The sequence below is a fragment of the Duganella fentianensis genome (assembly GCF_964031615.1).
GTDB classification, from domain to species: domain Bacteria; phylum Pseudomonadota; class Gammaproteobacteria; order Burkholderiales; family Burkholderiaceae_D; genus Rugamonas; species Rugamonas fentianensis_A.
Genome location: NZ_CAXIQN010000009.1, coordinates 207044 through 222929 on the forward strand (window position 1 = coordinate 207044; position 15886 = coordinate 222929).

The following is a 15886-nucleotide window of genomic DNA, read 5'->3' on the forward strand; positions in this document are numbered from 1 at the left end:
CCTCAGTTTAGCCTCTCTCCGTGCGCACGTTTGGCGCACATCAAATTCCGCGGCTCACCTTGCTCCATAGTCGGACACTGACTATGGTGTAAGGGAGCCGCGGTGCGTTTTTTCTCTGATCCCAATAAAGCCCGCCTGAATCTGCTCAAGCACCGCGTTAGTTTCGATGAGGCGGCGACAGTGTTTGACGATGAATCAGCCTATGGCTGGCCGGATAGCGAGCATCCGGATATGGAACAGCGTATGTGTCTCTTGGGCGTCAGCGCGCGCGGGAGAATATTATTGGTTTGTTATTGTTATCGCGCATTCAATAACATCCGGATCTATTCTGCACGTAAGGCTAATGCGCGTGAGAAGACCACGTATCTAAGGAGGTGATGATGAGTAGGCAGGAAACCCCATGGCATGAGCGGCAGGTGATGCCAAATCCATTTATAAAAGAGTTATGTTGCAAAATTAATCTTACTTTGCCTAAGACAGTGATCGCCTATTTTGAGGATGTCGGAAGGCAGACTGGCTGGCCAGCAGAGCGGATCATCGAGTTGTATCTGAGAAATATGGCCTTTACAGGCCACAAAATTCCTCTGGATGTGGTGGATAACCCCCATAGAGAATGAGCCAGTGTAGTAGGGGATTTACTCTAAAACGGCGGCGGAAACATGACGAAATCGAAAAATTAATGTATCGCAATGTTCGACAGGGGGGCAAGAAACGGCTACACTTCGGCCACAAGTTTGCTGTAAGGAGAATTTATGAGTTGGTTGGAAAAACTGCTGCCCCCACGAATCCAGCGTTCCGATGCTGGCGCTCGCAAGACCATGCCCGAAGGTCTGTGGGTCAAATGCCCATCCTGCGAAGCCGTGCTGTACCGCACCGATCTGGAATCGAACCTGCATGTTTGCCCTAAATGCGACCATCACATGCGTATCCGTGCGCGCGAACGTCTGGACAGCCTGTTCGATGCCGGCGGCCGTTACGAAATCGGTATGGACACGCTGCCAGTCGATAGCCTGAAATTCAAAGATAGCAAGAAATACCCTGACCGCCTGAAACAGGCCATGGAAGCCACCGGCGAGACCGATGCGCTGATCGTCATGGGTGGTTCCATCATGAGCCTGCCGGTGGTGGTGGCTTGTTTCGAGTTCGAATTCATGGGCGGTTCCATGGGTTCCGTCGTCGGCGAACGGTTCGTCCGTGGCGCGCAAGTAGCGCTGGAACAGAAAGTGCCGTTCGTCTGCATCACCGCCACCGGCGGTGCGCGCATGCAGGAAGGCCTGATGTCGCTGATGCAGATGGCCAAGACCACGGCCATGCTGACCAAGTTGTCCGAAAAGAAACTGCCATTCATCAGCGTGCTGACCGACCCGACCATGGGCGGCGTGTCCGCTTCGTTCGCTTTCATGGGCGACGTGGTGATTGCCGAGCCGAAAGCCCTGATCGGCTTCGCCGGCCCGCGCGTGATCGAAAACACCGTGCGTGAAAAACTGCCGGAAGGCTTCCAGCGTGCCGAGTTCCTCGTCACCAAGGGTGCCGTGGACATGATCGTCGACCGCCGCAAGATGCGCGAAGAAATCGCTCGTCTGCTGGCCCTGCTGCAGAATCAGGCCGCCGAAGTTCTCGCCTAAAATTCGCTGGCTTTGCCACGCAACGGCGCGCAATCCGGTATCATCCGGCCTGCGCGCCGTTTTACATTCTGAGTCTTCCGTTCATCATCATGTCTAGCTCCCCAATTTCCCCTGCATCGCTCCCTGCCACCACGCCCGACAATCTGCCTGAATGGCTAGCGCTGCTGGAGTCGCGCCACGCCGAAACCGTTATCAACATGGGGCTGGATCGTGTTCTGGCCGTCAAAGAGCGGCTGCAGCTGGCGTTTAGCTGCCCCGTGATCATGGTGGCCGGTACCAATGGCAAGGGTTCGACCTGCGCCATGCTGGAATCCGTGCTGCTGCGCGCCGGCTACAAGGTGGGCCTGTACATCAAGCCGCACTTCCTCGACTTTAACGAGCGCGCCCGCGTGAACGGCGATCTGGCCAGCGATGCCGATCTGGTGGCCGCCTTCAATGCGGTGGAAGCCGTGCGCGGCGATACCCCGCTGACGTATTTCGAGTTCACGACGCTGGCCATCATGCATCTGCTGTCTGGCGCCGGCATGGATGTGGTGATTCTGGAAGTGGGGCTCGGTGGCCGCCTCGATGCCGTCAACATCGTCGATGCCGATGTGGCCATCGTCACCAGCGTGGACATCGACCATACGGATTATCTGGGTGATACGCGCGAAGCTATCGGATTCGAGAAGGCCGGTATCTTCCGCGCTGGTAAAACGGCGATCTGCTCCGACCCGGTACCGCCGCAAGCACTGATCGACCATGCCAACGCGATCGGCGCCGACCTGTGGCTGATGGGGCGCGACTTTAACTATTCGGGCGACAAGCAGCAGTGGAACTACGGTGGCCGTGGCCAGCGCCGCAATGCGCTGGCCTATCCTAGCCTGCGCGGTGCCAACCAGATCCTCAATGCCTGTGCCGCACTGGCCGCGCTGGAAGCGCTCAAGCTGGAACTGCCGGTGGGTGCGCAGGAAGTGCGTACGGGGCTGGTCACGGTGGAACTGCCGGGCCGCTTCCAGGTGCTGCCGGGCCGTCCTAGCGTGATCCTCGATGTGGCGCACAATCCCCATGCCGCAGCGGCGCTCAACCAGAACCTCGGCAACATGGGCTATCACCCGTACACTTATGCCGTGTTCGGCTCTATGCACGACAAGGATATCGATGGCGTGATCGCTGCCATGTCGGAACATGTCGATCACTGGTGCCTCGCCACGCTGCCTTCGCCACGCTCGGCCACAGCGGCCGAACTGGCGGCGAAAGTGCAGGCAGTGCAGCCGGAACGCGATGAGCGCACCATCACTACCTTCGATGATCCGGGCGCAGCTTACGCAAATGCCATCAGCCGGGCCGGGGAGAATGATAGAATTGTGGTCTTTGGATCTTTCCTTACCGTCGCCGGTGTTATGGCGGCGCGAAAATCCGCTCTACACTGAACGCACAGGACTGAAATCACGCATGGGCTTGTTCTCGAAACTCGGTAAAAACAAGCAAGATACTGCTGGTCAGGATAGCGGCTACTATAGCAGCGCCGACGAGCAGACGATGACGGAACGCGCCCGTTCCAAGCGCGCTTCGTCGGCCAATAGCCGCGGCCGTGGCGGGCGCGAACGCGACGCCGATGATCCTATGCTGCCGGAAAAGAAGCGCGCCCGTCGCCGTCTGGTGGGCGCTGTGGCGCTGGCGCTGGGCGTGGCCATCGGTCTGCCCATGGTGCTCGATTCCGAACCCAAGCCGCTGTCGTCCGATATCGAAATCCGCATTCCGCCGAAAGATCGTGGTGATGCCTCCGGCATGACGCCCGTGGTCGGGCCAGCGGTGGCGCAGAGCGCGGCGCTGGATGCCAAGGAAGAAATCGTTGATCCGGGCAAGGGCAGCCGCGGTGCGTTGTCGCTCAAGGCCGATCCGACGATTTCCGCACCAGCTGCACCGGCGGCTGAAGGCGCTGCCGTCACAACGGTGGCGGCAGCCGCGACCAAGGTGGCGCCCGTGCGCGTCGACAGTGCACAGGCCGAGCCGGAACTGCGTTCCGATTCGCGCGCCCGCTCCGAAGCCATTATCCGCGCCCGTCAGGAGCGTGAAGCCAAGGCGGAAGCGCAAGCCCGTCAGGATGCCGATTACAAGCTGGAAGTAGAACGCAAGACCGCTGAAGTGAAGGCCGCAGCCGATGCCAAAGCCCGTGCGGCGGCGGCCAAGCAGGCCGGCGAGAGCGCCAAGCCCGGTGGCGATGCCAAGGCGGTGGAAGATGCGCGTGCACTGGCGATACTGGAAGGTAAGCCTGCCGCCAAGCCGGCCGCCCCGGCCGCCGAAGGCAATCAGAAATTCGTGCTGCAGGTGGCGGCGCTGACCGACCATGACAAGGTAGAAGAACTGCGCGACAAACTGAAAAAAGCCGGCATTAGCTCCTTTACGGAGAAAACCCCGTCCGGTGACCGTACGCGCGTGCGCGTGGGCCCGTTCAGCAACAAGGACGACGCGGAAAAAGTCCGCGCCAAACTGACTTCCATGGGCCTGAGTGGCCGCGTGGAAGCACAGTAACGACTGGTTAGCGGGCTGCACAGCGTGACGGTATTCGATTATCTGGTGCTGTTCGTGCTGGGCGCCTCGGTGGTGATCAGCCTGATGCGCGGGCTGGTGAAAGAAGTGCTGTCGCTGGCCGGCTGGGTACTGGCGTTTTTGGTGGCGAATGCCTATGCGGCCACGCTGGGGCAGATGCTGCCGCCGGCCGTGCCGGGCGAAGTATTGCGGCTGATACTGGCGTTTATCGCGCTGTTTATCGGCACCCGTATTCTGACCGGCTTGCTGGCGATGGCACTGAGCGCCTTGCTGGAAGCGGGTGGCCTGAGCTGGGCGGATCGTTTGCTGGGCGTGGTGTTCGGATTATTGCGCGGTCTGCTGATCGTGCTGACGGTAGTGATTTTGTGCGGCATGACGTCGATGCCGCAGCAGCCTTTCTGGCGTGAAGCGCGATTGAGCCCGTATGCGGAAGCTCTCGCGCACCACGTCAAACCTCTGTTACCCGCTGCGCTCGCGCAGCATGTGAATTTTTGAAGTCTTTAAATCATCTGTAGTACCTGTCCAGGAGCAACATCATGTGTGGCATCGTCGGCGTCGTTTCCCATCAACCTGTCAATCAATTGCTGTATGACGCACTGCTGCTGTTGCAGCACCGCGGTCAGGATGCGGCGGGTATTGCGACCAATCACAGCAGCATGTTCGCCATGCACAAGGCCAATGGTCTGGTGCGTGACGTCTTCCGTACCCGTAATATGCGTACGCTGCAAGGTAACTCGGGTATCGGCCACTGCCGCTATCCTACGGCTGGCTCGTCGAGCGAAGAGGAAGCGCAACCGTTCTATGTCAATGCCCCGTACGGCATCACGCTGGCACACAACGGCAACCTGACCAACTGGGAACAGCTGAAGCAGGACATGTTCAAGATCGACCGCCGTCACATCAACACGGATTCTGATTCGGAAGTGTTGCTGAACGTGCTGGCGCACGAAATCCAGAAGGCCACCACCGGCATCTCGATCGATGCGGACACCATCTTCCAGGCTGTGGCCGTGCTGCACCGCCGTGTGCGCGGCGGCTACGCGGCCGTAGCGCAGATCGCCGACGTGGGTCTGCTGGCCTTCCGCGATCCGTTCGGTATCCGTCCCCTGTGCCTGGGTAAAAACGAAACCCCGCAAGGCACCGAATACATGGTGGCCTCTGAATCGGTGGCGCTGGAAGGCATGGGCTTCCGCTTCGTGCGCGACATCGCGCCGGGCGAAGCCGTGTTCATCGATCTGGACATGAACGTGCACACCCGTCAGTGCGCCGACAATCCGACGCTGAATCCATGCGTGTTCGAGTTCGTGTATCTGGCCCGTCCCGATTCCGTGATCGACGGTGCTTCCGTCTACGCCACCCGCCTGAAGATGGGCGAATATCTGGCCGAGAAAATCAAGCGCGAATTCAAGGATGGCGAAATCGACGTGGTCATGCCGATTCCCGATTCCTCGCGTCCCGCCGCGATCCAGCTGGCGCTGGCGCTGAACGTGGAATACCGCGAAGGCTTCATCAAGAACCGCTACATCGGCCGTACCTTCATCATGCCGGGTCAGGCTGCGCGTAAAAAATCCGTGCGCCAGAAGCTGAACGCCATCGCCAGCGAATTCAAGGACAAGGTCGTGCTGCTGGTGGATGACTCCATCGTGCGCGGCACCACCAGCCGCGAGATCGTGCAGATGGCACGCGAAGCGGGCGCCAAGAAAGTCATCTTCGCTTCGGCTGCGCCTCCAGTGATCTACCCTAACGTGTACGGCATCGACATGCCGACCCGCGACGAGCTGATCGCCTACGGCCGCACCAATGAAGAAGTGTGCCGTGAAATCACCGCCGATGCGCTGGTGTATCAGGACATCGATGCGCTGAAACGCGCGATCGCGGATGTGAATCCGGCGCTGCAGAACTTCGAAGCGTCATGCTTCGATGGCGTGTACGTTACCGGCGACATTTCGAAAGACTATCTGGACAAGCTGGAATATGCGCGCCACAACCCCAAGGCCGGCAAGCCTGAGGATGCAGCCCGTACCCAGCTGAATCTGAATCTCGCAGCCACGGAAGGCTGATAATCGCCCGGTGCCGTCTGCACCGGGCTTTTTTTTTTGAATCTGTACTTATGAACGACAAAAAGAATTACGGCTTTACCACCACCATCCTGCACAACGACCGCCGCAAAGGCATCGAGCATGGCTCGCTGCACAAGCCGGTGCATACCTCGGTCGCCTTCGGCTACACCGACGCGCGCCAGCTGGCTTCCGTGTTTCAAGGTAAAGAGCCGGGCTTCCGCTACGGCCGTCAGGGCAATCCGACGGTCTCGGCGCTGGAAGATAAAGTGAACCAGATGGAGCAGGGCGTCGGTACGCTGTGCTTCGCCACCGGCATGGGCGCGATCGGCGCTGTGTTTCAGGCGCTGCTGCGCGCCGGTGACCATGTAGTGTCGTCGTCCTTCCTGTTCGGTAATACCAACAGCCTGTGGCAGACCACCATGGCGCAGGGCGTGGGCGTTTCGTTTGTCGATGCCACCAGCGTGGATGCGGTGGCGGCGGCAATCAATGACAACACCCGCATCGTGTTTGTGGAAACCATCGCCAATCCGCGTACCCAGATCGCCGATCTGGCGCGCATCGGTGAGCTGTGCCGCGCGCGCGGCATCCTGTACATCGTCGATAACACCATGACCACACCTTACCTGTTCCTGCCGAAAGCCGTGGGCGCCGGTCTGGTGGTGAATGCGCTGACCAAGTCTATCGCCGGTCACGGCATGGCGCTGGGCGGCAGCCTGACCGATACGGGCGAATACGACTGGACCAAGTTCCCGAATATCTACGAGAACTACAAGAAGGCAGCAGCCAAGCAGTGGGGGCTGGCGCAGATCCGTGCCAAGGGCCTGCGCGACTTCGGCGCTTCGCTGGCACCGGAAGCGGCGCACCACATCGCTGTGGGCGCGGAAACGCTGGCACTGCGCATGGAGCGTACCTGCGCCAATGCGCTGGCGCTGGCGCGTCTGCTGGAAGCCGATGAGCGTGTTGCGGCCGTCTACTATCCGGGTCTGGCTTCGCACCCGCAGCACGCGCTGGCCGGTGAGCTGTTCCGCAGCTATGGTTCGCTGCTGAGTTTCGAACTGAAAGAGGGCATCGACTGCTTCGACTTCCTGAATCGTCTGCAACTGGCGATTCCGGCCTCGAATCTGGGGGATACCCGTACCCTGATCATTCCTGTGGCGCACACCATCTTCTACGAGATGGGCGCAGAGCGTCGCGCTTCCATGGGTATTGCCGAATCGCTGATCCGCGTTTCGGTGGGTATCGAAGACACGGCCGATCTGCTGGCCGATTTCGCCGATGCGCTGAACGCCAGCTAAACCTGCGCAGCACGCATAAAAAAGGGGAGGTGGCACCAGCACGCTGGCGCCACCTCCCCGATTTATTTGTGCGGCCGGCTTAGTGCCAGGTGCGCATCAGTCCTACTGCCAGACCTTCGAGCGCGAACTCGTCGGCTTCCGGATCGACCTTGATGATCTTGAAGTCGGGATTTTCCGGCAGCAGTTCGATATTGCTGCCCGTCTTGCGGTAGCGCTTGACGGTGACTTCGTTGCCGATGCGGGCCACCACGATCTGGCCGTTCTTGGCGCTATCGACTTTTTTCACGGCCAGCAGATCGCCATCCATGATGCCGGCATCGCGCATCGATTCGCCCCGTACCTTCAGCAGGTAGTCCGGCTTGGCAGCGAACATGGCCGGATCGACGCTGTAGCTGGTTTCCAGATTTTCCTGCGCGAGGATGGGCGAACCGGCGGCCACGCGGCCGATCAGCGGCAGCGACATCATCAGCGCGGCCGGGACTTTCGGCATGGCCGCTTCGGCATGGGCGCCGATCAGGCGGATGCCGCGCGAAGTGCCGGCAGCGATCTCGATCGCGCCCTTGCGCGCCAGTGCCTGCAAGTGTTCTTCCGCTGCATTGGCCGATTTGAAGCCCAGTTCATTGGCAATTTCGGCGCGGGTGGGCGGGAAACCCGTGTTCTCGATGGCATCCTTGATCAGATTAAGGATCTGTTCCTGCCGTGCGGTGAGCTTGATCATAGAGTGCGATGGCCTGTGAATATAGACAGTCTGTATTTTTGTACAGTGTGGCGGGAAATGCAAGGGGATTTGTTGCTTTGGGCGAAATAAATTTGGCGCGAACCAGGGCAGGAGGTAGGGGTGGGGGCGAATTGGGCTTCAGTCTAATTCGGTCTAGATTTGGCTAATAGTGTCTAAATAAGTCTAAAAATTGATTCATTGGCAACATTTCTGGACCGGATTAGACTTTAAAGGGAGTTTCTAGACCTGACTAGACCGTTCTAGATCACTTTAGACCGAATTAGACTAAGAGTGAAAAAACGCGCGCCCACATACACTCCGCTCCTGTCGCGCAGCGCCTGTCCTGAAGGCGGTACTGGTATTTTTTGTCAGCGCTAGAATTACCAAGTTGTCTTTTTGAGATATAGTTTTACCATCATTTCTTTGTTGCATTAAAATTCGATAATTGCCAATTAATGTATTTATAATGTCAACTATCGTATTCAATCAATTCATCACGGCTAGCGGTGAAATCGGTCTTTCTTTTTCCAGTGCTGATATCCCAACCAATGGTTTTACATTTAACCTGCAACTGAATTACACGGGACCAACAGCGCAATTTGAAAAGGCGACGTTTTCCGGCACATCTAGCAGTAATATCAGCTCGAACTATGTTGGTTCGTTTGGTTCTGTATCCATATCGGGCAGTCTGGTGCCTTCCACTATGTCGCCCTTCGCGACTTTATATTTCACAGGCAATGGCAAGGGGACGTTTAATGCCGATATCGTCAGCCTTAAAATCAACGGAATTACCCCAGCGTTTATAGATCCACCTGCCTACGATTTCATTATCCGCGGTGAAAGTTCTGATATTGTTGCGGGCGGAATCGCCACTGGAACCTATCAACCGCTCGATGGCTTTTTTAAGACCCAGTACTCGGTCAAGGTTGATGCGCACAACGGTTCAGTGGTATTTGGTGCTGCAGGTGCCGAATCGACCTGGAAATATACTCCAGCGCAGGGCTTCTACGGCCTCGATACGTTTACGCTCAAAGTCAATGATGTCTTTGATGCTAAAGAAAAATCGATCTCTATCAATGTTAGCCCTGTGGGAACTGTCGGAAATGATACTTTCCACAGTAGTGCTGCAACCTATCATGTGGATGGCGGGGCGGGAGTGGATACCTTGTCTTACTCTGGTAAAGCGGCCAATTTCTCGATTGCGCGATCCGGCGGTACCGTGGTGGTGACGGATAAGACGGGGGCGGAGGGGATCAATTACCTTGATAATTTTGAGCGCCTGAAATTCTCTGATGCAGTCTATGCGCTAGATGTGGCGGGAAATGCTGGGCAGGCGTACCGCATATATCAGGCGGCATTTAATCGTGCCCCCGATAGTGCAGGCTTGGGTTTCTGGGTGAGTGCGCTGGATAAAGGCGTCTCGTTGAAAGAGGTGGCAGGCGGATTTATGAATTCATTGGAATTCAAATCTATCTATGGTAACGCGCCGACAAATTCGCAGTTAATTACCAAATTCTACGAGAATATTCTGCACCGTGCGCCGGAAAAAGGCGGTTTCGATTTCTGGGTCGGCGTACTGGATAGTAAAGCGGCGAGTTCGGCTGAAGTGCTCGCGGCGATGAGTGAAAGTGCTGAAAATCAGGCAGGACTCGCTAGTATCATCGGTCAGGGATTTAGTTATACGCCTTATATTGGTTAAGTAGATAGGTTCGCATAACGTACGCGAAATCGCCAATCGCCGCTGGCGGAATGGCGTACCAATGTGCGGTCGAACTGCCCGTGTCGTCAGCTTCCGCATAGGCTGGCTTTTTGTCATAAAAGCTGCTATAGTCGCGGGCTTACCTCTTCCCACACCTGTCTTGACGCCAGGGTGGGCATATTCACAGTCCTTAAGGGAGTTTGCATGCGTCACTATGAAATAGTATTTATCGTCCACCCGGACCAAAGCGAGCAAGTGCCTGCCATGATCGAACGTTACAAAGCATCCGTAACGAGCCGTGGCGGTAACGTCCACCGTGTTGAAGATTGGGGCCGTCGTCAAATGGCTTACTCGATCCAGAAACTGGCTAAAGCGCACTACATCTGCCTGAACATCGAATGCGACAACGAGACCCTGGTCGAGCTGGAAACCGCCTTCAAATTCAATGATGCCGTGCTGCGTCACCTGACCGTCAAGATGAAGAAAGCTGAAACCGCTCCTTCGCCTATGATGAAGTCGGTACAACGTGAAGATGCAGCGAAATCGCATCGCGCCGAAGCTCCTGCAGCTGCTGCTGCCCCTGCAGCCTAAGAGCTGAAGGAGGCGAACTGAATCAGCTCCAGTTCATTGCCCTGATCGCCGAACGGGAAGCCTTGCGCTACACCCCGGCCGGCATGCCGATCGTGAATGCTGTACTCCAGCACCGGTCGCAACAAGTCGAGGCAGGAATTGCGCGGGTGAGCGAGTTTGAAATTGCCGCAGTTGCTGCTGGCGAGATTTCAAACAGTTTTCATCAGGCGCCACTGGGAGGGCTGTATCAGTTCCGCGGTTTTCTGAACAAGAAAAACCGCAATAGCAAAAGCCTGGTGTTTCACATCATTGATTTTAGTGCTGTCCAAGACAGCTCAATTTAGATACAGGAGCCTAAAATGGCATTCGGTAAAAAGTTCGACAAAAACAAGCTCAAGCTGAAAGAAAAGCGTAAGCAACAAAACCCACTGTTCAAACGTAAGAAGTTCTGCCGCTTCACCGCTGCTGGCGTTGAACAAGTTGACTACAAAGACGTCGACACCCTGAAAGATTTCATCCAGGAAAACGGCAAAATCATGCCAGCACGTCTGACCGGCACCAAAGCGCTGTACCAGCGTCAAGTGGACACCGCGATCAAACGCGCTCGCTATCTGGCCCTGCTGCCTTACACCGATCTGCACAACGCTTAATTGCGGCGGCTAGATAAGATTCTGGAGAAGAACTATGCAAATCATTCTGTTGGAAAAAGTTGTCAACCTGGGCAACCTGGGTGAAGTCGTTAAAGTTAAAGACGGTTACGCACGTAACTTCCTGATCCCGCAAAAAATGGCACGCCGCGCTACCGCTGCTGCTGTGGCGGAATTCGAAGTAAAGCGCGCTGAACTGGAAAAAGCTGCTGCCGCTAAGCTGGCTGCTGCGCAAGCCCAAGGCGAAAAACTGAACGGCATGACCGTGACCGTATCGCAGAAAGCCGGCGTTGACGGCCGTCTGTTCGGTTCCGTGACCAACTTCGACATCGCTGAAGCGCTGACCAAAGCAGGTTTCCCTGTTGAGAAAGCTGCTGTGCGTATGCCTACCGGCCCTCTGAAGGCTGTTGGCGAGCACCCAGTGAGCGTGTCGCTGCACACCGACGTTCTGGTGGAAGTGACCGTTGCTGTCGTAGGCGAAGCTGCCTAAAAAACTGGAACAGACGGCAACGTCTGTCTAGTTTTGCAACATCTGTGTAAAAAAGCCGGGTTCGCCCGGCTTTTTTCTTGTCATGATTCTGTAGTACTGCACAAGCAGGTATAATTCGCGCCATGAACGCCCCCTCCGATCCGCAAGTCGATTCGCTACGCGTCCCGCCGCATTCCATCGAAGCAGAACAGTCCGTCATCGGCGGTCTGCTGCGCGATAATGCCGCGTTCGACCGTATTGCGGATATGATGCATCCGGAAGACTTCTATCGCTACGACCACCGCATCATCTTCGAACAGATCGTCAAGATGATCAATGCGTCCAAGCCGGCCGACGTGATCACCGTGTTCGAGAACCTGACCCAGCTGGGCAAGGCGGAAGACGTGGGCGGTCTGGCCTACCTGAATGCGATGGCGCAGAATACCCCGTCGGCAGCGAATATCCGCCGCTATGCGGAAATCGTGCGTGACCGCAGCATCCTGCGCCAGCTGATTACCGTGGCCGACGAAATTTCCGGTCAGGCCTTCAGCCCGCAAGGCAAGGAAGTCAAACAGATGCTGGACGAGGCGGAATCGAAGATTTTCGCCATTGCCGAGCAGGGCGCCCGTGGCGCCGCCGGCTGGACTGCCGTGCAGCCCCTGCTGACCCAGGTGGTCGAGCGTATCGACGAGCTGTACTCGCGTGAAAACCAGTCGGAAATCACTGGCGTCCCCACGGGATTTATCGACCTCGACCGCATGACCTCGGGTCTGCAGCCGGGCGATCTGGTCATCGTGGCCGGTCGTCCTTCCATGGGTAAGACGGCGTTCTCCGTCAACATCGGTGAAAACGTGGCGATCGAAGCGGGCCTGCCCGTGGCCGTGTTCTCGATGGAGATGGGCGGCGCCCAGCTGGCCATGCGTATGCTGGGTTCGGTGGGCCAGCTTGACCAGCACCGTCTGCGTACCGGCCGTCTGCTCGATGAAGACTGGCCACGCCTGACCCATGCTATCCAGAAGATGAACGACGCCCAGTTGTTCATCGACGAAACTCCCGCTTTGAATCCGATCGAGATGCGCGCCCGTGCGCGCCGGCTGTCGCGCCAGTGCGGCAAGCTCGGTCTGATCATCGTCGACTACCTGCAGCTGATGCAGGGCTCCACCCCGGGCGATAACCGTGCTTCGGAAATTTCCGAAATTTCCCGTAGCCTGAAGGGTCTGGCGAAAGAGCTGCAGTGCCCCGTGATCGCACTGTCGCAGTTGAACCGCTCGCTGGAGCAACGTCCCAATAAACGTCCCGTCATGTCCGACTTGCGCGAATCCGGCGCTATCGAGCAGGACGCGGACGTCATCATCTTCCTGTATCGCGACGAGGTCTATAACCCCGACTCGCCCGATAAGGGAACGGCCGAGATCATTATCGGTAAGCAGCGTAACGGCCCGATCGGCGCGGTACGTCTGACCTGGATCGGCCAGTACACCAAGTTTGGTAATTACGTCGGTAACCTGGCCCTGTATCAGGGTGATTAATCTTTACGTAGCCCCGTATCCCTGGGGCGACGATCTGCAGTACTTAATGAACGGAGAATACACATGTTTGGACGTTTGATGCCCACCGAGGGCAAATTTTTTGACCTGTTTAACCAGCACGCCGACCTGTGCGTCAAAGGTGCAAAAGAGATGCTGGGCCTGATGTCCAATTTCGATGATCTGGAAAATCGCGTGCACGCGATCGAAAGCATCGAGAAACAGGCTGACAAAATCACTTACGCAACGGTCGACCTGTTGCACAAGACTTTCATCACCCCGATCGACCGTGATGACATCCACAAGCTGGTCACCAAGATGGACGACATTCTGGACCTGCTGGAAGATGCCGCCCAGACCGTGTCGCTGTACGACCTGCATTCGGTGACCCCGGAAGCCAAGCGTCTGGCCGAACTGGTGCTGGCCTGCTCGGAAAAAGTGCGCGATGCCGTCGCTCTGCTGCACAACATGGACAACTCGAAACAGATCGTGGCGATCTGCGAAGAAATCGACCGTCTGGAATCGGACGCCGACCACGTGATGCGCGCCGCCATGTCGAAACTGTTCCGCGACGAACCGGACGTGCGTAACCTGATCAAGATGAAAGCCATCTACGAAATTCTGGAAACCGTGACCGACCGTTGCGAAGATGTGGCCAACATCATCGAAGGCATCATCGTTGAAAACGCATAATGCACAACGCATAACTACTACAAAAGAATAGTCCAATATGCATACCCTACAAATCAGCATCTATGTGCTGGGCCTGCTGATTGCCCTGGCACTGGTGTTCGACTTCATGAACGGCTTCCATGATGCCGCCAATGCGATTGCCACGGTGGTTTCGACCGGCGTGCTGAAGCCGCAGGCGGCCGTCGCCATGGCGGCGCTGTTCAACTTCACGGCGATCTTCGTGGTCGGCCTGCACGTGGCCGGCACGGTGGGCAAGGGCACCATCGATCCCGGTGTGGTCGACCAGTACGTCATCTTCGGCGCACTGGTGGGCGCCATCGTCTGGAACATCTTCACCTGGTACTACGGTATTCCATCGTCCTCCTCGCACGCCCTGATCGGCGGTCTGGTGGGCGCTGCCGTGGCCAAGTCCGGTACCAGCGCGCTGGTCGGCGACGGCCTGCTGAAGACCGTGAAATGGATCGTGATTTCGCCCCTGATGGGCTTCGTGTTCGGCTCGCTGATCATGCTGGTGGTGTCGTGGATCTTTGTGCGCTCCACCCCGCGCCGGGTAGATAGCTGGTTCCGCCGTCTGCAACTGGTGTCGGCCGCTTCGTATAGCCTCGGTCACGGCGGTAACGATGCGCAGAAAACCATCGGGATCATCTGGATGCTGCTGATCGCCGTCGGTCAGGTGCCGGCCACTGCGGCCGAACCGCCGCTGTGGGTCGTGGTGGCCTGCTACACCGCGATTTCGGTCGGTACCCTGTTCGGTGGCTGGCGTATCGTCAAGACCATGGGCCAGAAAATCACCAAGCTGAAACCGGTGGGCGGCTTCTGCGCCGAAACCGGTGGCGCCATCACGCTGCTGATCGCCAGCCACTTCGGTGTGCCGGTCTCGACCACTCACACGATTACCGGCGCCATCGTCGGCGTGGGCTCGTCGCAGAAAATGTCGGCCGTGCGCTGGGGCGTGGCCGGTAACATCGTCTGGGCCTGGGTATTCACCATTCCGGCATCGGCCTTCGTGGCGGCGCTGGCATGGTGGGTAGGTCAGCACATCATGTAATAGCCTGCCGCCGGCCCCTTACCACCGCTTGCGCTGGCCGCAAGTGCCGGTAAGCGGCCGGCGGCATTCTTGCCGCGGGCAGTCGCCCGCAGCGGTGCCGCCAGCTTTGCACTATCATGGCAGCTGGCCGGCACCTGTTCCGATTCCGATGTTCATCCCCCGAAGCAAACTCTACACTCGCCGCAGGCAGTTGCTGCAATCGTGCCGCCATGCGCTGCTGCTGGGCGGACTGGTGCGCCAGGTCAGCTACCGGCTGGGTCTGCATGGCCGGCTCGGGGTGAGCACGCACCATGTCAGCCTGCCGCCACGCCTACGGCTGGCACGGCCGCTGAAAATCGCCTTTGCTTCCGACCTGCATGCAGGACCTTCCACCCATCCGGCCATCTTCGATCAGCTGTTTGCCCGCCTGCAGCAAGAGCAGCCCGATCTGCTGCTGCTGGGCGGTGATTATGTGGCCGGCCCTGCCCATCACGCGGCCCAGCTGTGCGCAGGGCTGGCTGCCTGCCAGCCGCCGCTGGGCAAGTTCGGGGTGTTTGGCAACCATGATCTGGCCACCGACGATGGTCACATCGCTGCCATGTTTGCCGCCGCCGGGGTGCAGATGCTGGTCAACCGTGCGGTCGGTCTGGCCGCGCCGTTCCAGCAGGTGTCGGTGTGCGGCATGGATGATCCGTGGACGGGCGAACCGAATCCCCGCATGACGTTTGCCCGTGCCGGTGCCGTGCGGATTTTTCTGGTGCATGCGCCCGACGGTCTGCTCACGCTCTCGGGCCAGCGCTACCACATCGCTTTCGCTGGCCACACCCATGGCGGCCAGATCGCCCGTCGCAATGGCCGCCCGCTGGTGTGGCCGAAAGGGCCGCTGTCGCGCCAGCTATACCACGGCCGCTACGGCGTGGCCGGCAATGGCGACCTGATTGTCACGCGCGGGGTCGGCTGCAGCACCATACCCGTGCGCCTGAATGCCGATCCGGAACTGGTGATCTGTACCCTGCAGTAGCAGG

18 protein-coding genes are annotated in these 15886 nt (G+C 58.1%); 17 read left to right on the forward strand and 1 reads right to left on the reverse strand.

Translation table 11 applies throughout. The features are described from left to right. Nucleotides 1-102: 102 nt before the first annotated feature. From ABNT42_RS06860 to ABNT42_RS06895, 8 genes are all read left to right on the forward strand, one after another. Nucleotides 103-378 carry a BrnT family toxin gene (locus ABNT42_RS06860; protein WP_348695734.1) on the forward strand — a complete coding sequence of 92 codons (276 nt, stop codon included), beginning with the start codon at nt 103-105 and terminating at the stop codon, nt 376-378. A gap of 2 nt (nt 379-380) precedes the next feature. After that, entirely contained in the window at nt 381-617 is a 237-nt protein-coding gene (locus ABNT42_RS06865) for a hypothetical protein (RefSeq protein WP_348695736.1), read from the forward strand. A 135-nt stretch (nt 618-752) separates the two neighbouring features. Then, nucleotides 753-1625, forward strand: a complete 873-nt coding sequence (accD, locus tag ABNT42_RS06870) for an acetyl-CoA carboxylase, carboxyltransferase subunit beta (protein ID WP_348695739.1) — start codon at nt 753-755, stop codon at nt 1623-1625. A gap of 89 nt (nt 1626-1714) precedes the next feature. Next, nucleotides 1715-3037 carry a bifunctional tetrahydrofolate synthase/dihydrofolate synthase gene (folC, locus tag ABNT42_RS06875; RefSeq protein WP_348695741.1) on the forward strand — a complete coding sequence of 441 codons (1323 nt, stop codon included), beginning with the start codon at nt 1715-1717 and terminating at the stop codon, nt 3035-3037. A gap of 22 nt (nt 3038-3059) precedes the next feature. Continuing rightward, nucleotides 3060-4139, forward strand: coding sequence for an SPOR domain-containing protein (locus ABNT42_RS06880; RefSeq protein ID WP_348695743.1), 1080 nt, complete (start codon nt 3060-3062; stop codon nt 4137-4139). Nucleotides 4140-4163: 24 nt separating this feature from the next. Continuing rightward, nucleotides 4164-4652 (forward strand): CvpA family protein, encoded by a 489-nt coding sequence (locus ABNT42_RS06885; RefSeq protein WP_348695746.1) that lies wholly within the window; start codon nt 4164-4166, stop codon nt 4650-4652. Nucleotides 4653-4693: 41 nt separating this feature from the next. After that, a complete protein-coding gene (gene purF, locus ABNT42_RS06890; protein ID WP_348695748.1) occupies nt 4694-6217 on the forward strand; it encodes an amidophosphoribosyltransferase in 1524 nt (507 codons plus the stop codon). A gap of 50 nt (nt 6218-6267) precedes the next feature. Beyond that, complete coding sequence (locus tag ABNT42_RS06895) at nt 6268-7512, forward strand: cystathionine gamma-synthase family protein (protein WP_348695750.1); 1245 nt, start codon at nt 6268-6270, stop codon at nt 7510-7512. A gap of 79 nt (nt 7513-7591) precedes the next feature. Here the strand turns inward: ABNT42_RS06895 and lexA are convergent, their stop codons facing one another. Next, entirely contained in the window at nt 7592-8230 is a 639-nt protein-coding gene (gene lexA, locus ABNT42_RS06900; protein WP_348695752.1) for a transcriptional repressor LexA, read from the reverse strand. Between the two features lie 466 nt (nt 8231-8696). On the opposite strand from lexA, the gene ABNT42_RS06905 reads away from it, so the two are divergent. The 9 genes from ABNT42_RS06905 to ABNT42_RS06945 all read left to right on the forward strand — a co-directional run bounded on the left by ABNT42_RS06905 (nt 8697) and on the right by ABNT42_RS06945 (nt 15882). After that, nucleotides 8697-9929 carry a DUF4214 domain-containing protein gene (locus tag ABNT42_RS06905; protein WP_348695754.1) on the forward strand — a complete coding sequence of 411 codons (1233 nt, stop codon included), beginning with the start codon at nt 8697-8699 and terminating at the stop codon, nt 9927-9929. Nucleotides 9930-10133: 204 nt separating this feature from the next. After that, nucleotides 10134-10520, forward strand: a complete 387-nt coding sequence (gene rpsF / locus ABNT42_RS06910; RefSeq protein ID WP_348695757.1) for a 30S ribosomal protein S6 — start codon at nt 10134-10136, stop codon at nt 10518-10520. Between the two features lie 17 nt (nt 10521-10537). Next, nucleotides 10538-10843 (forward strand): primosomal replication protein N, encoded by a 306-nt coding sequence (priB, locus tag ABNT42_RS06915; protein WP_161041067.1) that lies wholly within the window; start codon nt 10538-10540, stop codon nt 10841-10843. Between the two features lie 15 nt (nt 10844-10858). After that, entirely contained in the window at nt 10859-11149 is a 291-nt protein-coding gene (rpsR, locus tag ABNT42_RS06920) for a 30S ribosomal protein S18 (RefSeq protein WP_155433396.1), read from the forward strand. A gap of 34 nt (nt 11150-11183) precedes the next feature. Next, complete coding sequence (rplI, locus tag ABNT42_RS06925) at nt 11184-11636, forward strand: 50S ribosomal protein L9 (RefSeq protein WP_155433397.1); 453 nt, start codon at nt 11184-11186, stop codon at nt 11634-11636. A gap of 122 nt (nt 11637-11758) precedes the next feature. Then, nucleotides 11759-13144: a replicative DNA helicase gene (locus ABNT42_RS06930; protein ID WP_155433398.1), complete on the forward strand. Its 1386-nt coding sequence runs from the start codon at nt 11759-11761 to the stop codon at nt 13142-13144. 63 nt (nt 13145-13207) lie between these two features. Next, nucleotides 13208-13834, forward strand: coding sequence for a DUF47 domain-containing protein (locus ABNT42_RS06935; RefSeq protein ID WP_155433399.1), 627 nt, complete (start codon nt 13208-13210; stop codon nt 13832-13834). 37 nt (nt 13835-13871) lie between these two features. Further along, nucleotides 13872-14882: an inorganic phosphate transporter gene (locus ABNT42_RS06940; protein WP_348695762.1), complete on the forward strand. Its 1011-nt coding sequence runs from the start codon at nt 13872-13874 to the stop codon at nt 14880-14882. Between the two features lie 148 nt (nt 14883-15030). Further along, nucleotides 15031-15882: a metallophosphoesterase gene (locus ABNT42_RS06945; protein WP_348695764.1), complete on the forward strand. Its 852-nt coding sequence runs from the start codon at nt 15031-15033 to the stop codon at nt 15880-15882. The last annotated feature ends 4 nt before the right edge of the window (nt 15883-15886 follow it).